Here is an 18,456-nt window from a genome sequence, read left to right as displayed (position 1 = left end):
CACGCTATTGCAACATGTTAAAGTCAACACTACCTTGCTGCGGTTTTAACGTTATTATTCTCGGGTTGTCCACTCGTAAAACACATCAACAGCGCTAGTTGCACCACTTTTCGCCTCTAAATACATTTGAGGCAGCAGTTGGTAGCGCAAAATAACTTGGGTAGCCTGGTCGAATAGTCCAACGCCATAAATCACTTGAACATTGTCTGATATCCTACCCGTTAACTGCACCTGTGTATTGGTGCCCTGCCCTGCGGTTTGCACATTTAGCGAATCAAACCCTAAACTTTTACCAAACCTGTTTACACCGTTCTCGCTGTTGCCAACGCCAAAGTTAACCAGCATGTTTACCAGCATGACATCTTGGACCTGACCCTCACCGCCGCTAATATCGGTGCCTTGCAGTAAATAAGACAGCTGTCTGGCTTGGATCATAACGGGCTCAGAGAACAGCTCAACTTTGGGCACCACCGGATTACCGCTTATGCGAATGCCGGCCACAACGTTGTCAGCGGTGTTTAAAGGATTGCGAACTGCGGTTATATCAAACTGCGGTAAACTGGGCGCACCGCTGAAAAAGATCGCACCTTTTTGAATTTGCAAGTTCTGCCCATAAGCTTCATAGCTACCGTTTAGTACATTTAACGAACCATACACATACGTTTCAAGTGGTGAAAACTCATTCGTTTCTGGGTTTTGTTTTTGCCTCACCTGCACGCGTAAATCACCCGCTAAACTGGCTTTTAAATCGAGTGCGTTTATAGTTACCCGCTTAAGTTTTGGCGGGTCAATTATGAAGCGTACGTCTATGTCTAGGCCAATAGGCAAAATAGGCGGTTCTTGCACTTTACCGATAATAATGGTGTCGCGGCTGGGTGATTTTGCGGTTTCTGGTAATTCATCAATTTTTATTTGCGCGTTTGGAATAGTCACCTCGCCTTGTAAGCTAAAGTTACTGGGGTCTAAGGCAATTTTCAAGGAAGGAGATGCCAACACTTCATTGCCAGCAAACGCAAGCTGCATGCCTACTCCGTCAATTTCACCTACAAACGAAAAAGGCTTGTCTTGATCAAATAAAGTTAACACACCCGAGTAATTTGCAGTGCCTGCGCCTAGCTCAAATTCTCCTTCAATGTTAGCTTTTTTATTAGAAACAATAATGGTTTGATTAAAGTTGGTCAGCGGATACGGATAATTATCAGCCACCAGTTCTACATCACTTATGCGCAATTCGCCGTTTAAATCTGGCTCAAGCACTGGGCCGTCGTACAATAAGTTGCCCGCCAATGTACCTGTTAACTTTTCTATGTTGGGAATAAAACGCTGCAGCGGCGATAGCATGAAGTTGTCAATGCTCAAGTGCCCTGTGTGTGTCGTGTTATTCAGGTCTAAACTTAATGTTGAATTAAGACCAATGGCCCCCGTTGATTTGGTGCCTGCAAACACATTAGTTTTTAGGATTTGATCCTTTAAGTTTGCGTTAGCCACTACCGCTACCAACTCTATATTGTGTTTACTACTCGTAATATTGGCCTGAGTCATTAGCATGTAGGCCTCAAGATCGATGCCTTTAAGCGGCGAGTAGTCGAGCTCTATGTCGGTGGTAAATGCCAAGCTGGTGCCTTGTTTAACGATGTCTGGGAAATAATGCAGCAGTGGCACTTTCAGATTATATGCCAGCTTAGCGTTAATTTGGGTAAGTTCACTCGAGTACTGCAGTTGTTCAATGCATAATGCCTTGTTACTGTTATTTGAAAATGTACTAGCGGATATCGTATTTGGCGCGCTGTTGCTATTTGCAGCGCCATTGCTTAGCACCCTAGACAACCAGCAGTGTGGCCTAAGACTAGCGCTATGTTGACTAATGCGAATATTACTTGGCTTCTCTAGTGTGAAAGTATCAAAAGCAGCGCTAAATTCGCCTTTGTCCCAGCTTCCTAACCAGCGCCAATTGTCTTCATTCACGATGGCTGCGCCGCTAAATTCATGAGTAAGTGAGTAATTTGGGTGCATCAAGCTAACACTAAGGGTATGTGATAATAGATTTCCTTGTAAGCGTGCGCTTACCTGTTGCGCTAGCATCGACTCAAGCCAAATTTCTTGTGACACAACGCTAACATCACTTTGCCAGTTATCTGCCGCGTCTATGCTAATGTCTATTTGCGCTTGTTGAATGCCAATCTCGCCAAACTGGAACTTTTCAATGCTCGCATTTGCGGCAATAACTGGCTTGTCCGCCTGACCCATTACCTGAATTTTGCCTAACACAGCGCCTTTAGCGCTAGGGTGTAAACTGGATAAATCACGTAGATCAAGATCAAACAGAAGGTCCGTCGTAGTGCGCGCAGCCCACCTTGAGTCTACATTGCTGCTTGACGTGCTTGATTGACTCGCTGCGCTTGATTGGTTCGATGCGCTTAAGCGGCTCGTGTGTAAACCCTCGGGCAGCTGAAATTGACCATTTCCTTTAATAACATTGTCACCTTGGCTAAGATTAAGCGCGTTAACCTCAATCAAGCCAGCTTTACTAATGGCGACATCACACAGCAAGGATAAATTGTAGCCTAGCAGCATACCCTGCACTTTGCGACAGTTTAGGCTGCCCCATAGCTGTGTGGGGGTTATATTTGCGTTAACACTTATATTGCCGTTAAGTTGACTGTCAACTTGCGGCACTAAAGGCTTCAACTGCAGCTTTTCAAACCCAAGTTCACTCGCTATAGATACGCCATCTACTTCCCCAAATTGGCTTAACTTAGCTTCAAAGCTAGCGGTCAAAATACCTATGTCACCGCTTGTCGTTAACTGATTAATTCTAATATCTTTGTCGCTTAACGACACTACGCCATTTAGCTTTATATCACTGGCCTGGCCACTGTCAATATTCGCTGAAACGATAACTTCATAAGCGGAAATATTACCTGTTATTGACGCTGTTACGCTTGAAATAGGCACGCTCAACGTGGGTACCCAAGCACTTATCACGTCCTGGTAACGCTTAGCAGCCAGTTCAATTTTAAGAGGTAAATTAGGATCTGAAACATTGAACTGAGCAATTAAGGTGAGTATGTTATCTCTAACTTTTGCTGAGTATATACTGACGCTAGCTTCGCTAACATTGCCCGTAAGATTCACAACTAAAGGCTCTGCCTGTTTTGAACTGTATTGACTGTTGGGTAGTAAGCGTACGCTTATGTCGTGTGAAAATGCATCAGCAAGGTCGACTGTGGCATCTACATTAATACTCGACGCTATTTGCTCGATGGGTTTACTGACTAAATTAAGACTAAGCGTTTGGCTCTTTGCACTTGCACTTATTTGGGTTTGTCCCGTGCACCTTGCTTCGATTTTTGTATCACTGGGCTGCAAGCAAAAATTCGCTATAGTGAATTTTTGTACTTCTGCATTGATGGGAACGAATATATTTGGCAGCACTATTGGCGTGTATTGTGCACTTTTAATTACATCAATCCAGTGCTGCGGCTTTTTGCTCTGCTGTGGACGTTTCGCATTAGTCGCATTTGCTGATTCGGCGCTAAGCATAAGCGTAAGGTCTTCTACATTGAGTTCGTTAAGCACCAATTGTTTATGCATAAACGCAGCCGCGCTTAGATTTTTTAGTTTCGCTACCAATACCTTTTCTGCTTCAATTTTTTGGGCATAAACTGTCAACTCAGTCAAATGGAGCCGACTCAAATAGGCGGCAACAGGCAGTTCTATATATGCGCTAAACGGCGTTGAAGGTTCACTTTGCGCTGTATTTTCAATCAGCACAACTTCTAGCTTAACCGCACTTATATTATCGATACACGCTTTCACCGAAAATAAACAATGAAGTCCAAGCTCAAGCTCAAGCGCATCTCCCGTAATGTTAATTTGGGGGCTAGCGTATATGACTTTGCCTATGCTCACCTGCGAATAAAAGCTACCAGAAACATTCTCAATCGTTAGTCCTTGCTGATCATTTGCAAACCCAATGAGTGCTTTGACGCCAAAGGGCGAAAGGATGAGCATTATCACCAAGCTCAACAGGGCTAATACGGCTAAAAATGCGTAACTGAGGTATTTAGTAACACTGACTACTTTCATGTTTATAAGCCCGGACCAATTATTACGTGCAGCCGCCAACTGCGTTCAAAGCTTGACTCACCGCGCGCGACATATACTTGCACATCACCTATAGGCGAGAGCCACTGAGCGCCAACGCCGACGCCTGTTGATATATCACTGGCAAACTTACTGTTGGCACTTCCAGCGTCTATGAAAACGGCCGCTCGCCATTTTTCAGCCACCCTGTAAGCGTACTCTGCGCTTGCCACCGCTAAGTACTTGCCTCCTACTAACTCCTTTTCAAGTTTACCGTCTATTTCGACCATTTCAAATTCAGACACTTCGTTATATCCAAAACCACGAATACTTTGGTCACCACCGGCAAAAAACCGCTGGGTTGAGGGCACCCGCGTGAAATCACTGGTGGCAATAGCACCAGCATCGGCTCTGAGCGTAAAGCGGTGCTTATCAAACTGCCTGATCCACTTTGTCTTTGCCATCACTTTTAAAAAATCGATATCTGAAAGCACACTCTCACTCGCGCCCTGCACGGTAATCTGCTGACGATCGCCCCAGTTCACAAAAATATCACCGTCTTTACGGGTTCGGTTATATGTAAAACCGGGCATAACTAAGCGCGTGGTTCGCTTATCTTGCAAGCCTTGTATAAACGATTCTTGCTCTACCTTCACAAAGCCTATTTTATCCCAGTCGTTGTCTTGTTCTGCGCCCCACTGCCTCAACACTTCAAAGCTGACGTTATCACTTTGGGTCTGGTTTTCATCTGTCCTTTTAAGGCTAATTCGATAGTTTAAAAAGTCATTTAATGGATTAGCCTTAGGGACTCTGTATTCAAGACTCAATGCTTTTCTAGGGTTCGATAAATACACGTTAGCGCCAAGCGAGTGACCTTCTAAATTTACCCATGGGCGTCGCCAGTCGAAACTAATTCTAGCTTTTGTATCAGTTGAGAAACCAAGTCCTAATTGATACGAATCTTTGGGTTTGGGCTGCAGTATTAATTCAATTGGCACCATTTTATCAACACTTCTACTGGCGTTTGCTCGTGCAATCGCATTATCGAAGTAACCAGTGCTGGCTAAATCTATTGAATATTGACCAATTTTGGACTGATCAAAAAACGCACCTTTAGTGAAAGGCTTTACATTTTTAGCAATTGTTTCGCCACGAGTTTCTTGCAGAAATTCGACATCGCCAAAACGATAGCGCTCGCCTAAATTAAACAACCAATGCACGGTTGCCTCGCTGGCACTGCCGTTAGCATTTGGCAGAATAATGAGCTTATGTAATAAAAATTTAAAATCGAAATAACCATATAACAAAGCAAATGTACTTAACTGTCCTTTTAAGCTCTCATACAAATCGTGATTTAGTGGTTTGCCTTGCATAGCGCGAACCTGCTCAATTACACTCAATAGTTTTTGCGGCATATTTTGTGTTTGCTCGTTTGAAGAGCGCATAAAGTCGGCCTGAAGTATTACTCTATTTACGACCGTAATTTGCTTAAGCGTAATATTCAGCGTAAGCGTAAAGTCACCATTTTTGGCATATTGAACAGGCATTACATCAATATCAGCGTTGTAGTAGCCAAATGCTTGGATCGCTTTCTGCGCTTTGTTAGTGGCTTTGTTCTCAAAGTCGTCAACATCAAATTCAGACACAGGCAAATCAAGCTGTTTTATAAATAATGTGATGTTTTCTCTTATGTCCGAGGAATCGACGCCATTAATAGCAACGTCAATCGCCCGGCTTTTGAGGGGCACTAAGCTTAACGTCAGCAAGATCAGCAAGCTTAGGCTTAGGCTCAAAACCCGTTTTTGTGTAAGAGAATCCACTAACTTCCTTTTTATTTATGTAAAATAACATTCAAGCCTTTTGGTCAGTTACGTGAAAGGCTCTCCTTGGCTAGTATAATAATCACTGCAAGGACGCAGATAACAGCACAAGGATGTGTAATTCAATTAATCATTACTCGCGTTTCACATTTTAACACTTTTGCTCAACATCCACTATGGAGAGTAATTATTAAAACGCAAACAACGCAATTATCGTTAATCGACACCAAGCAAGTAAACGGCGCTTGGGGCGGCGGTTGGAGCGGTCCAGGCCCCATACAAAGCTTCACCGAAGATTGATATTATGTTAGGTCAGGAAACCTCAGTAGAAGTTCAATTTATTGCAGCAGAAATTGAACTTCAGGGCAACATTGCCATTATTATCGACACCCGCAATTGAAAATAGCAGGTCTTTGCCCAGTCGCAGGCAAAATGTGTCAATTCTGTTAGTGCTGTTAGTGCTGTTAAGTTTCATAACTTCAGCTAAAATGGCCGGCACGCTCATTATGAGAAATAAACTGACATACCAAATACTGTCACAATCTTGTCCAGTATTATCGGGGTAAAGTAATGCACTGTTGAGCATATTTGGGATATAATTTAAGGAACTACTTTTTACGTTTTTCTGCAAGCACTTTTCAAGGACATAGTTTGATTCTCAATCGTTTTTCATTGTTAGCGGCCCTTATTCTCGCCTGTATGTTATTGAACCCAAAAGCACAGGCTTCTGCTTACATTGGCACCCAAGACAAACAGCTTCATTATGATCTGCAAACCTTGGTTGAATGGGGTTATTTAGACACCACCGTAAATACTTTTCCTGTGCCGTGGAAAGGCGTGGCGATTGCTTTGTCTGATTTATCTACAGATGGAATGTCCTTTCGCCCTTTGCAGGCCTACTTGCGCCTAAATCACTATTTATATCTAAACAAACAGCAGCAAAATCGTCGTTTCATTAGCCTGCAAGGCGCTAGCGACACCGTACGATTCCGTAGCTTAGACGACGGTGTAGAGGGTACAAACAAAATTACCGCTTCGAGTGAATTTTATTTTGGCCGTTTCTCGGGTCAGTTAGCAATGTCACATACTAACAGTGGCTCAAGCAAAACTTACTTAGACAACAGCTTTATTGCCTATCAGTTTGGCGACTGGAATTTACGCTTAGGCTCTATCGACCAGTGGTGGGGACCGGCGCAATCATCAAGCTTAATACTAAGCAACAATGCACGCCCCATTAAAGCTCTTGCACTTTCTCGCTCGGTTAACACAGCCTCACAAAATCCATTCTTTAGCTGGATAGGTCCTTGGTACTTCACCACGCAGATAGGTCAACTTGAAAAGGACCGTGCAGTGCCAAACGCAAAAATATTTATGAATAGATTAAACGCCCGGCCTATTAAAGGCTTAGAGCTTGGCTTATCTTGGGTGGCGATGTGGGGCGGCGACGGTGTGAATAATGGCTTTGAGGATTTTTTAGACGTGGTTACCTTTCAAACACTTTGCGTAAACGGCAGTGAGCAATGCGATGAATCGCTGCGCGGCAAGTCTGGCAATCACATTGGGAGCTTTGATATAAGCTACACGGCACAATTATTCGAGCGCCCGGTCACTTTTTATGTTCAGCGCGCAGGTGAAGACGTCTCAAATCACTTTAAAGTGAGCGACAATGCCAACCTAATTGGCATTTCAACTTACTTTAAAGGTGCAAAAGTGTTTCTAGAAACCAGTGATACAACGGTTTCGTGCAGTACGAATGCGCAAGTAAACGACTGTTTTTATGAAGATAGCCAGTATACCGATGGCTATCGGCTATATAAGCGAGCCATAGGCAGCACCTTTGACAGCGACGCGAAACAAATCACCCTAGGCACAAATTTTCGCTTCCAAAGCGGCGATACTGTGGAGTTATACCTCAGAAGCGTAACGCTTAATGAAGATGCTAGTAAACCCTCACCCGTAATTACCACCGGCAATACCGAAGAAGTGCTTGAACTATCAGGCTTTTATCAAAAACCTGTTGGAAACTGGTTGCTTAAAGTGGGGGGGTCCGTCGCTAAGCGTTCATTTGCTATGCAAAGCGATAGCGTTGATAGTGTTGTTTATGCAAAAGCTCAGTTTGCTTTTTAGTGAAGTATCTGCTTACGTTGCTTATCCTAAGCTGCTTTAATTTTGTTAAGTCTCACATAAAAAAGCCTGTGTTAGTTTTGCTAAACACAGACTTGTAAGGCATCAGTTAACACACTAGCTTACAAAATAAAGCGTGATAAATCCTCGTTGTCTACCAGCGCTTGTAAGTGCTCATTTACGTAGCTTTCATCAATAATATATGATTCACCCGACTTGTCAGAGGCTTCAAAGGAAATATCTTCCATCAAGCGTTCTAGCACGGTATGCAGCCGCCTAGCCCCAATATTTTCAGTTCTTTCATTCACTTGCCAAGCAGCCTCTGCAATACGCTTTATGCCCGACTCATCGAAAGTAACCCCGACGCCTTCAGTGGCTAGCAGTGCTTTGTACTGCTCAGTTAACGACGCTTTTGGCTCGGTTAGTATTCTCACAAAATCACCGGTTGTTAAGGCTGACAACTCTACGCGAATAGGTAAACGGCCCTGCAATTCAGGAATAAGGTCAGAGGGCTTTGACATTTGAAACGCTCCCGAGGCAATAAACAAGATATGGTCAGTTTTAACCATACCATGCTTAGTCGACACCGTAGAGCCTTCCACTAAGGGCAATAAATCACGCTGTACGCCTTCGCGTGATATATCGGCGCCGCTGTTGTTGCCGCTCTTACATATTTTGTCAATTTCATCTATAAATACAATGCCGGTTTGCTCTAAAGATTCAATGGCATTTTCTTTTAAGTCTTCATTATTAATGAGCTTAGCAGACTCTTCTTCTACTAAGAGTTTAAAGGCGTCTTTAATTTTAAGCCTTTTTTTCTTCTTTTTATCACCCGACAGGTTTTGAAACATCCCCTGAAGCTGGTTGGTCATTTCTTCCATGCCAGGAGGCGCCATTATTTCCACGCCCACTTGAGGCAACGATACGCTTATCTCTATTTCCTTGTCATCAAGCGTGCCTTCGCGCAACTTCTTACGAAATACCTGCCGAGCGCCTCTGTCTTCAGCGGGCGCTTTTTCACCTGACGGACTCTCTGCTGGCGGAATTAAAATATCTAAAATACGCTCTTCTGCCGCCTCTTCGGCGCGATGTCTAACTTTTACAGCGGCACTTTCCTTGGTCATTTTTACCGCAATGTCGGCTAAATCACGAATAATAGATTCTACTTCTTTGCCTACATACCCCACTTCGGTAAATTTAGTTGCTTCTACTTTAATAAAGGGCGCGTTAGCTAACTTAGCTAGACGCCGTGCAATTTCCGTTTTACCTACGCCCGTAGGGCCAATCATTAAAATATTTTTAGGCGTGACTTCTTGACGAAGCTCTGGCTCAAGCTGCATTCTTCTCCAGCGGTTACGCAGCGCAATTGATACAGCCCGTTTGGCATCGGCTTGACCTATAATATGCTTGTCAAGCGCGTGTACAATTTCTCTAGGCGTCATTTCAGACATCAGTATTCCTTATAGGCAGACTTGTCAGCGCGATAAAAGCGCGACTCAGTAGCATTTAGTAATCGAGGGTTTCTATGGTGTGGTTGCCATTAGTAAATACGCAAATATCGCCTGCTATCGACAGCGCTTTGTGGGCGATGTCCATTGCGCCCAGCTCAGTGTTGTTTAATAGAGCAATTGCCGCAGCTTGAGCAAATGGGCCGCCCGAACCTATTGCAATGAGGTCATTTTCGGGCTGAATAACATCGCCGTTTCCCGTAATTATCAACGAGGCCGAATGATCAGCCACCGCTAACAAGGCTTCCAAGCGGCGAAGCGCGCGGTCAGTACGCCAATCTTTAGCGAGCTCAACCGCTGCTTTCGTAAGATGACCCTGATGTTTTTCAAGTTTGCTTTCAAAACGTTCAAATAAGGTAAATGCATCGGCGGTGCCGCCAGCAAAGCCCGCCAGTACTTTGTCATGATATAAGCGACGGACTTTACGCGCGTTACCTTTCATTACTGTATTGCCAAGCGATACTTGCCCGTCACCGGCTACTACAACTTGATTGCCTCGGCGCACTGAAACAATAGTGGTCATTCTTATCTCCTGTGGAAAGCGCAAATAAGGGCGCAGCCCTCTTTTTCAAAATGATGTGTTCACATAGAAAACCTAAGCCTAAAAATGCTTTTGACGTAATCCAAGCAACATAAACGTAGTAAAGAGGTGGGGGAATTGTTTATATTTTCAAGCCGTTTACCACAAGATATTATGATTTGTGTGTATTGACTTGGTGTAAAACGATTACAACAAGATAACCAAGCTTTACTACCAAATTTTACATTCGTTTATATTTGCGCTGCGAAGCTGATGACGTTGCCTTTCTGCTTCACGTTTACGCTCATACGGCCCAAGCACTACTCTGAACCAAATGCCATTGCGACCATCGCTTTTGATTATCCTTGATTCCAGTCCTTGAAATGCGATTTTCGCTCGCAAGGTTTCGGCTCGCTCTATCGTCCTAAATGAACCACACTGTAATATAGAGTCTTGAGAGCTTTGCTTTGGTCCTGTGGCATCTACTTCCACCGAGTAATCGGGTAGGGAATCTATATACGCCCACTCTTCCTCACCCAGCACGGGCAGTTTTTCAAGCTCTAGGGGCTCATCTTCTATCACAGTCTCCAGCGTGTTTTCATTCATTTGGGCTGCGTTTAAATCATTGCCATCATTGTTTTGCCTATCCACAAGGGGTTCACTTACACCCCCAGCGCCTACATCGCTTGTCGTGCCAAGTCGATAGAGTCCAAAAATAAACAGACCCACCACGCATAGAGCAGCACCAACCTTTAACCAAGGCACAGGGGCATTAGTTGACGAACTGCTGTTACGAGCACTGCGTTTCGCCGCCTGCTTTTTTGCTTGAGATCTTTGTACGTAATCTTTTTGAGCCATAATATGATGCTACTTTTTTATGATTGTGAATACGCGATAATGTAATCGTGGTCGCACAGTATAGGAAATTTACAGGAAGATTGCTGTAGTATTTTAACTAAAATCACTGGGCATTACGTCTATGCTCCAGCGCATTCTCGCCGCTAACTTGTGTTCTCCTAAAGCCTGCTTTGCCTGTGTCATAGCACGGTTTAAATACTGACGAGAACTACTTTGCACCACAGTGATGAAGCGATACCGCGTTTGCTTCTTTTCAACGCCAGCGGGAAAAGGACCCACATAGCTTAGCTGGCTAAATTGCGCCAATAGCTGGTTTGCATACTGCATAAACAGCATGATAAGCGCGGTGTCGCTGTGCTCGACACGCAAAGCTATTTGCCATGCTAAAGGCGGTAAATTAGCGCGATTTCGCTCTTGTAACAGTAGCCGAGAAAACTGTTCGTAGCCATTATTGACTAAATCTTGCAGTAAAGGATGGCCCACCTGATAGCTTTGTAACCATACCTCGCCTGGTTTATTCGCCCTGCCCGCGCGACCGCTAAACTGGGTAACAAGCTGCGCCAGTTTTTCAGGTGCCCTAAAGTCGCTGCTAAACAAAAAAGCGTCAACGTTTAAGATAATAGCCAAGGTCACATTGGGAAAGTGATGACCTTTAGACAAAATTTGCGTGCCAACGAGCAACTGGTGTTTATTTTGCCCAATGGCGCTCAACAGTTCGTTTAACTTTCGTTTACCCCTGGTGGAATCGCTATCAATGCGCACGCATGAATAGTTGGCAAAGCGCTTGGCTAACATATCCTGAATTTGCTCTGTACCGATCCCCTGAGTGGTGATATTACTTGAATGACACGTGCGGCATTTGTACACATAATCTTGATATTGACCGCATCTATGACACTGCAAATTATGTGAACTCAAATGCACCGTGTATGGATTATCGCAGTCTTTACAACTTTCAACATGACCACACTGTTTACATATAAGCGCCGGCGCGTAACCTCTTCTATTAACATAAACAAGCACTTGGTTGCCTTGGCTTAACTGCTGTTCAATTCGCACCAGCATGCTGGGCGCAAGACCAGCCTCAACCGGCACACCTGTTAGATCAAGTAGATGCTGGGTAGGTAAACTGGCGCTGCCAGCGCGTTTTTTCAAGCTCAAGTGCCTAAATTTATGGCTAAGCGCATTATGTAAACTTTCAAGGCTAGGTGTGGCGCTACCTAACACTAAACTTATGTTCGCCTGCTTAGCCCGGTAAGCCGCTACGTCTCTGGCATGATAACGCAGAGTGTCTTGCTGCTTAAAAGATTCATCGTGCTCTTCATCCACAATAATCATACCCGGCTTTGCTAAAGGCAAGAACACCGCAGAACGCGTGCCGATAACAATGCCTATTTGGTTATATTTTGCCTGCTGCCACACAGTTAAGCGCTCAAGATCGGTCAGTGCTGAATGCCAAACCGCAACAATATTACCGAAGCGTTGTTCAAAACGGCGCAACGTTTGTGGTGTTAATCCAATTTCCGGGACTAAAATTAGCACCTGCTTACCTTGCAGCAGCACTTCTTCAATAACCTGTAAGTAAACCTCTGTTTTACCGCTGCCGGTGACCCCTTCGAGCAAGAACGCCGTAAACTCAGTGGCTTGATTTATGCTAGCAATAGCTATGGCTTGTTCCGGATTAGCACGTTTTTTCTCAGCTAAAACAGCTTGTGTTGGCCACAAACCTAGTTCAGGCGGGGTTTCTTCAATATACGCGTGGCACTTGTCTATCAGCCCTTTTACAATAGTTGGGGAGTAATCAGCCTTCGCTTGAGAAAGCGCCAGTGGCTGTTCTTTTAGTGCTTGAAATAACGCAAACTGACGTTTACTTTTATGCAGTTTTTTGATGTCTTCTTCGCTGACTTGATGCGCGCATAATTGTGCAAGTAGAGGCAGTTCTGCACTGATAGTTTTTAATTCTTCATTGGTATCAGCTTTTGTGTCTTCATTGATGACTTTTTTTGCCAGCGCCTTTGTACTGCTTACCTTTCTCAATAAAACAGGCAGCATACTGGCATATACTTCGCCCACGGGGTAAATATAAAAGTCAGCTAGCCAGTTCGCCAGTTTTATCATACTTGTTGAAAAAACAGGTGTTTCATCTATCAAACTAGTGAGGGGCTTTATTTTTGCGAGATCGTAATCGCTCTTATCTGCGCTACTAACGACTACTCCCACAAGGCTTTTCTTACCAAAAGGCACCACAACTCTACAGCCATTTTGAAAGGCGTGTAAATTTTTCGCAGAGCACGAATACTCAAACAATCTATCCAGCGGCACAGGTAGCGCCACCTGCACAAAGGCAAGCTCAGCAGCAGATTTCGATGTTTCTGTTTGGCTTAGTAACATAAAGATAGAATTAAAAACGAACCTGTTAACACGCTTTCGCGGATAAATTTACTGTTGTATTATAGCCTGACTACATCACTAGTACAGTGTAAATTATGATGCTTACAAACTATCATATTTTTATGTCATTAGGCACGCACTTCAAATAATTTTTGTGTCGCTTATTTATTTGCCTCATAAAGATAATCCTTGCTCCACAGGTTTAATTTGTATAGTATTCGTGCTCAAATTTTCAAGTATAGAATAATCTGTGCTTACATTTAATTAACATCGCTTGGTGTGCAACTTCGGGTTGTATAGCGAGGCGGCCTTAAATAAGAAAGGTATCCCATGAAAGCTAATATTCATCCTACGTACGAAGTAATGACAGCAACGTGTTCTTGTGGCAACATCATGAAAATACGCTCTACTTTAGGTAAAGATATTAATTTAGACGTCTGTTCAGAGTGCCATCCATTCTATACTGGTAAGCAGCGTACCTCTGATACTGGTGGTCGTGTTGACCGCTTCAAGAAGCGTTTTGGTGCGATTAGCAAGAAGTAAATATACGGCGTGCCGTCTACTTTGTCGCAATAAAAAAGCCGCACATTCTGCGGTTTTTTTATACGCGCTATATTATTCAATATTTCAACGCAAATATAGCAAGGCCATACTTCTTCTTCGCAACATGATAAAAAGTTCAGTTCATCAAGCCCTTAGCGTAGCAAATTTTAAGATGAATGAAATACTTTTTGTGTAACTAAAAAAGTTTACTTAATAATGCTTAAGTAAATGAATAATTACGCATTAGCAGTTGTGTTGAAGTGGGAGGTTTACAAACAAAAAACGCCGCTATCTCTAAGATAGCGGCGTTTACTATAAGCCTAAACGTACTAGGCTGCTTGCTCGTCTAGTTCCTCTACCTCAACTGGGGCGGGATTCATCAACAAATAATCAAATGCGGCTAAAGATGCTTTAGTACCTTCACCTATTGCCACCACAATTTGCTTGTAGGGAACAGTCGTTACATCGCCACAGGCAAATATGCCAGATTCACTCGTTGCGCCTTTTTCGTTAATAAGTACCTCGCCGTGCTTGGTTAAATCTACCACGCCTTGGAGCACTTTTGAATTTGGCACAAGCCCAATTTGCACGAATATACCGTGTAGTTTCTGCTGGTGCACTTCGTTGGTCGCACGGTCGATGTATTCAATGGCGGTTACTTTACCATTTTCAGCAATAACCTGTTTAGTCGCCGCGTTTTTCACAACCGATACATTTGTGCGCTTGTAAAGTTGGTCAATTAATACTTTGTCAGCCTTTAATTCAGGCATAAACTCATACACTGTGACCGATTTAACAATGCCTGCCAAATCAAGAGCGGCTTCTACGCCAGAGTTACCGCCGCCAATTACCGCCACATCTTTACCCTTATAGAACGGACCATCACAGTGGGGACAATAGGCTACGCCGTTGCCAATATTTTCTTTTTCACCAGGTACTCCCAACTCACGCCAGTTGGCCCCTGTGGCAATAATGATGCTGCGGGTTTTGAATACCTCGCCGTTGCTTAAGGTAAGGGTTTTAATCATTCCTTTTTCAATTTTGTCTACCCGCATGTGCTCTTTTTTGGTGATTTCATGCTGATCTAAGTGATTTACTAATGAACCTGTTAATTCTGGCCCTGTGGTGTACTTCACTGAAATTAAGTTTTCAATACCCATAGTGTCTTTGACTTGACCACCAAAACGGTCAGCCACAATAGTCACCTTAAGGCCTTTACGCGCTGCGTATATCGCTGCTGATATGCCAGCAGGTCCTCCGCCTATGACGGTAACGTCTTGCATCGGCATTTTAGGCGCGTCAATGTCAGAACCAACGGCTAATATTTCTGGCTGTGCGGCGCTGAGCTTTTCGATAATTCCCGCGATTTCTACTTTACCACTGGCAAATACTTTACCGTTCATAAACACCGTGGGCACGCCTTGAATTTTGTTTTGCTCAACAAGATCAGGATATACGCCGCCATCAATCATTTCAGCTTCAATATTTGGGTTTAACAAAGCAAACTGATTCATTGCTTGCACTACATCGGGGCAAGCATGACAGCTAAGGCTGATATAAACTTGAAATTTGAGCTTGTCTTTTACTTTTTTGACCATGTTTTGAATGCTCTCATCGAGCTTAAGTTTACTGCCGCCGGCTTGCAAAATAGCCAGTATTAAAGAATTGAACTCATGACCACCGGGTACGCCAGAAAAAGTGATGCCAGTATCTTTGCCGTTAGCCTGGACGGCAAAGCTCACTGCGCTTCGAAGTACGCCGCTGCGATCTTCTTCCACTACTGAGATTTTACTTGAGGTGGTGGCTAGCTGATTCAGCATTTCCATTAGTTCGCTGCGCTTTTCGTGCTGGCCTGTTTGTACAACAAACGTAATGTCGTTTTTTAAGTCTTTCATATAACCCTGTAGGGCTGTCAAAATGTCTTGTGTTAGCATGTTGTAAAACTCCTGTGGTAATTACTAAACAGCGAAACGTTTAATGCTTTCGCCTGTAAATGTGTATGCCTTAACTGCTATTTTTTGTAAAAACTCGCTTTGAATAGTAAAGATCATCTGAGTTTTTATATTTCAGCAGTATTAATGCTGAATAAAATATGTCGAGAAATAAAAAGATGTTGTCGTTTTTGTCGTTATTGTCGTTATTGTCTGTAATGACGCTATAACTTTCGCCATCTACAGACACAACAGCAGATTTTTATTTCCTGAGCTTATAATTGTTAGCGCTGACTTACCCGTAACCTTAAAAAAGAATACTCGCAGGGGAACCTGCGAGCGTCTAATGAATATCTCTAGATACGCTTAGATTTTTCCGACTAGATCTAAGCTCGGTGTTAAGGTTGCTTGACCCTGTTCCCATGCGGCTGGACATACTTCTCCGTCGTTGTTGGCAACATACTGAGCGGCTTTTACTTTGCGAAGCATATCTTTGGCGCTGCGTCCTATGCCTAAGTCATGAATTTCAGCTACTTTTACAATACCGTCTGGGTTAGCTAAGAAAGTACCACGAAGAGCACGACCTTCTTCTTCAATTAATACGTCAAAAGCACGAGACAAGACAAATACGTTGTCTGACAACAGTGGATATTTTACTTTGCTAATGGCATCAGAGGTGTCATGCCAAGCTTTGTGTACAAAATGCGAATCAGTAGATACGCCATATACCTCGACACCAAGTTCATTTAATTCGCTGTGAATTTTGGCCATATCTTCTAGCTCAGTAGGGCATACAAAGGTAAAATCTGCTGGGTAAAACAAGAAAATTGACCACTTGCCTTTAACGTCCTCGCTTGTGATAGTCTTGAATTCGCCATCGTGAAAAGCGTCTACAGAAAAATCGGGGATCATTTGGTTAATTATTGACATTACTAGTTTCCTTTTTGGTTAAAATTAACAACATATGAGTAAATATATAAAGCGGTAATAAATGTGCATTGCGTTGTGTTTGAATCAACCTGCAGTTTGCTAAAACGCTTTTTCATATGTCTTTACGTTGAGCGTGAATATACAGATGTTTTTGTACGTAATAAAATGAAAAGAAACGATGCGCTTAATCTAAAAAAACGATTAACGCCTTCATTAAATTATGCTACCAGTATGTGTCGGCATCCATAGCCACTTCACGAGTCTGCTCCATCACCTTCACTACACTGTTAACTTTATCGTTAATCCAAGATGAAAAGTCTGCTTTGTCTTCTGTATCAAGATCGCTAAGTGCATCTTGGAGAAGATTAAGACACTTAAGCTCTCTTACGCCTGTGGCTAAATCAAGCCAAGGGGCTCTAAAATGACCACGACTATCCATGAATAGATCAGCCAGTAAAAAGCCCTTGAGAAGCGAATGTCGAAGCAGCGCATCGAGCGCTAAATACTGCTTACTGTCTATACTTGTATCTTTTGGGAGCGACTGCTGCACCGTTTGCCACGACTGTGACAGCCAGCCCTTAGCGTGCTTTTTCACGTTAACATCATGATGGCCTGAGTTTTGCGCCCGCCATGGCTTGTCGAGCAGTACACGCGAAGCAGCGAGCTGGACACCGGTGCTAAGCACCGACATATTTAATTCATTTGGTTTGTGGGCATTAAGTAAACCTTCTCGACGTCCCATTAAATAGTTCATAAGATTTTGATTGCGCGGAATTTTGCGACTAAACGGCCCTTTTTTGGACCGCAGTTGGTGAATACTTTCTAGTTGCTCCTGCCAAGCCCAAGCTTGTGCAAGCGTTAACAGCTGTTTATGTAGATCAAGTAACTCTTTACACTGCAGTATAGGCAAGTATAGCGCGATCCCTTGCAGCAACAACTGTACGCTTTCATAAATTTCACGCAGCGCTTTTCGGTTGCGGCTTTGTGAGTATATCTGCTGATGATGCTGCCAGTGATTCAGCGCAAGTTCTACTGTTTTACAAAAGGCCCGCTCGCAGCTGTCATTCATATCCAATGGTAAAAACAACGGTAAGGATGTAATTTCAGGAATGCGCCCATGCAGCAGTTGATAGCCCCGAGCTGCTTTGGTAACGTTGCTGAGCCTGCATGGTACATGCTTAATAAGCTGCTGGGCTATATCGAATAATGCCGTAGGATCCCCTCTCACCAACTCAAGTTCTATTTCACAAATAGGCAAGCTGTCTTTACCTTTTTTCACTTCGCCCAAGTCAAACACTAGCTCAAGGCTGTATTTATCCGTACTTATATCAAATGTGGTGCGTTCAAAGTGAGTTGAAAAAAGCCCTTGAAGCTTGTCGTTCACGGCTTTAATATCAATGTCTTGGGTCCAAATTTGGGGATCAAACTTGCTCAGATCTGGGATCGCAGAGTCTAAGTCAACGTTATATTCTGGGCGCTGATGCAAACCGCCTTCTGCCGTACCTTTCGTTTTTATAGTTTGTTCATACTGTTGATTGCGCGAGCGCACTCTGCAGCCCATTTTTCTTTTGCCAAAAAACTCATCTGGGGTATCATAGTATTCATTGTATAAATGCGCGTGGCTTTGTTCTATTTGAATATTTTGTTTGCGTAAGGTGGGGAGCACTTTAGCTTCAAAAAGCGATAGGGCGTTTTGATTTGATATAAGTTTAAGTTCTATTTCCATAAAATATACTACAGGCTTG

The 18,456-nt window shown here is 43.4% G+C and carries 12 protein-coding genes; 3 read left to right on the top strand and 9 right to left on the bottom strand.

Annotated elements, in window-relative coordinates; translation table 11 throughout:
* Positions 1-54: 54 nt before the first annotated feature.
* Positions 55-4,089, bottom strand: a complete 4,035-nt coding sequence (locus BAE46_RS04575) for a translocation/assembly module TamB domain-containing protein (protein ID WP_070111869.1) — start codon at positions 4,087-4,089, stop codon at positions 55-57.
* A gap of 2 nt (positions 4,090-4,091) precedes the next feature.
* The gene (locus tag BAE46_RS04570; RefSeq protein WP_040521078.1) at positions 4,092-5,906 is read right to left on the bottom strand and encodes an autotransporter assembly complex protein TamA; all 1,815 of its coding nucleotides are present in this window, start codon (positions 5,904-5,906) and stop codon (positions 4,092-4,094) included.
* Positions 5,907-5,972: 66 nt separating this feature from the next.
* On the opposite strand from BAE46_RS04570, the gene BAE46_RS04565 reads away from it, so the two are divergent.
* The gene (locus BAE46_RS04565) at positions 5,973-6,206 is read left to right on the top strand and encodes a hypothetical protein (RefSeq protein WP_070111868.1); all 234 of its coding nucleotides are present in this window, start codon (positions 5,973-5,975) and stop codon (positions 6,204-6,206) included.
* A 351-nt stretch (positions 6,207-6,557) separates the two neighbouring features.
* The gene (locus tag BAE46_RS04560; protein ID WP_083256795.1) at positions 6,558-8,033 is read left to right on the top strand and encodes a capsule assembly Wzi family protein; all 1,476 of its coding nucleotides are present in this window, start codon (positions 6,558-6,560) and stop codon (positions 8,031-8,033) included.
* Positions 8,034-8,152: 119 nt separating this feature from the next.
* On the opposite strand, the gene hslU is transcribed toward BAE46_RS04560, so the two are convergent.
* The 4 genes from hslU to BAE46_RS04540 form a co-directional block, all read right to left on the bottom strand.
* Complete coding sequence (gene hslU / locus BAE46_RS04555; RefSeq protein WP_006007177.1) at positions 8,153-9,481, bottom strand: ATP-dependent protease ATPase subunit HslU; 1,329 nt, start codon at positions 9,479-9,481, stop codon at positions 8,153-8,155.
* A 55-nt stretch (positions 9,482-9,536) separates the two neighbouring features.
* Positions 9,537-10,061, bottom strand: a complete 525-nt coding sequence (hslV, locus tag BAE46_RS04550) for an ATP-dependent protease subunit HslV (protein WP_006007179.1) — start codon at positions 10,059-10,061, stop codon at positions 9,537-9,539.
* Between the two features lie 228 nt (positions 10,062-10,289).
* Positions 10,290-10,916 (bottom strand): SPOR domain-containing protein, encoded by a 627-nt coding sequence (locus BAE46_RS04545; protein WP_070111867.1) that lies wholly within the window; start codon positions 10,914-10,916, stop codon positions 10,290-10,292.
* Positions 10,917-11,009: 93 nt separating this feature from the next.
* Positions 11,010-13,307, bottom strand: a complete 2,298-nt coding sequence (locus BAE46_RS04540) for a primosomal protein N' (RefSeq protein ID WP_070111866.1) — start codon at positions 13,305-13,307, stop codon at positions 11,010-11,012.
* 330 nt (positions 13,308-13,637) lie between these two features.
* On the opposite strand from BAE46_RS04540, the gene rpmE reads away from it, so the two are divergent.
* Positions 13,638-13,850, top strand: a complete 213-nt coding sequence (gene rpmE, locus BAE46_RS04535) for a 50S ribosomal protein L31 (RefSeq protein WP_006007185.1) — start codon at positions 13,638-13,640, stop codon at positions 13,848-13,850.
* 329 nt (positions 13,851-14,179) lie between these two features.
* Here rpmE and ahpF read toward each other — a convergent pair whose 3' ends face one another.
* The 3 genes from ahpF to BAE46_RS04520 form a co-directional block, all read right to left on the bottom strand.
* Entirely contained in the window at positions 14,180-15,784 is a 1,605-nt protein-coding gene (ahpF, locus tag BAE46_RS04530) for an alkyl hydroperoxide reductase subunit F (RefSeq protein WP_006007187.1), read from the bottom strand.
* Positions 15,785-16,147: 363 nt separating this feature from the next.
* Positions 16,148-16,711 carry an alkyl hydroperoxide reductase subunit C gene (ahpC, locus tag BAE46_RS04525; protein WP_006007189.1) on the bottom strand — a complete coding sequence of 188 codons (564 nt, stop codon included), beginning with the start codon at positions 16,709-16,711 and terminating at the stop codon, positions 16,148-16,150.
* Positions 16,712-16,934: 223 nt separating this feature from the next.
* Positions 16,935-18,437 carry a CYTH domain-containing protein gene (locus tag BAE46_RS04520; RefSeq protein ID WP_070111963.1) on the bottom strand — a complete coding sequence of 501 codons (1,503 nt, stop codon included), beginning with the start codon at positions 18,435-18,437 and terminating at the stop codon, positions 16,935-16,937.
* Positions 18,438-18,456 lie beyond the last annotated feature (19 nt).

This window comes from Glaciecola punicea (assembly GCF_001756615.1).
GTDB classification, from domain to species: domain Bacteria; phylum Pseudomonadota; class Gammaproteobacteria; order Enterobacterales; family Alteromonadaceae; genus Glaciecola; species Glaciecola punicea.
The sequence above is the reverse complement of the archived record's forward strand: the minus strand, read 5'-3'. Positions and strand labels throughout refer to the sequence as shown.

Excerpts from the sequence above, each read along its gene's own strand:
- BAE46_RS04575 (WP_070111869.1), bottom strand. The coding sequence starts at position 4,089 with ATGAAAGTAGTCAGTGTTACTAAATACCTCAGTTACGCATTTTTAGCC.
- hslU (WP_006007177.1), bottom strand. The coding sequence starts at position 9,481 with ATGTCTGAAATGACGCCTAGAGAAATTGTACACGCGCTTGACAAGCAT.
- hslV (WP_006007179.1), bottom strand. The coding sequence starts at position 10,061 with ATGACCACTATTGTTTCAGTGCGCCGAGGCAATCAAGTTGTAGTAGCC.
- BAE46_RS04545 (WP_070111867.1), bottom strand. The coding sequence starts at position 10,916 with ATGGCTCAAAAAGATTACGTACAAAGATCTCAAGCAAAAAAGCAGGCG.
- BAE46_RS04540 (WP_070111866.1), bottom strand. The coding sequence starts at position 13,307 with ATGTTACTAAGCCAAACAGAAACATCGAAATCTGCTGCTGAGCTTGCC.
- rpmE (WP_006007185.1), top strand. The coding sequence starts at position 13,638 with ATGAAAGCTAATATTCATCCTACGTACGAAGTAATGACAGCAACGTGT.
- ahpF (WP_006007187.1), bottom strand. The coding sequence starts at position 15,784 with ATGCTAACACAAGACATTTTGACAGCCCTACAGGGTTATATGAAAGAC.
- ahpC (WP_006007189.1), bottom strand. The coding sequence starts at position 16,711 with ATGTCAATAATTAACCAAATGATCCCCGATTTTTCTGTAGACGCTTTT.
- BAE46_RS04520 (WP_070111963.1), bottom strand. The coding sequence starts at position 18,437 with ATGGAAATAGAACTTAAACTTATATCAAATCAAAACGCCCTATCGCTT.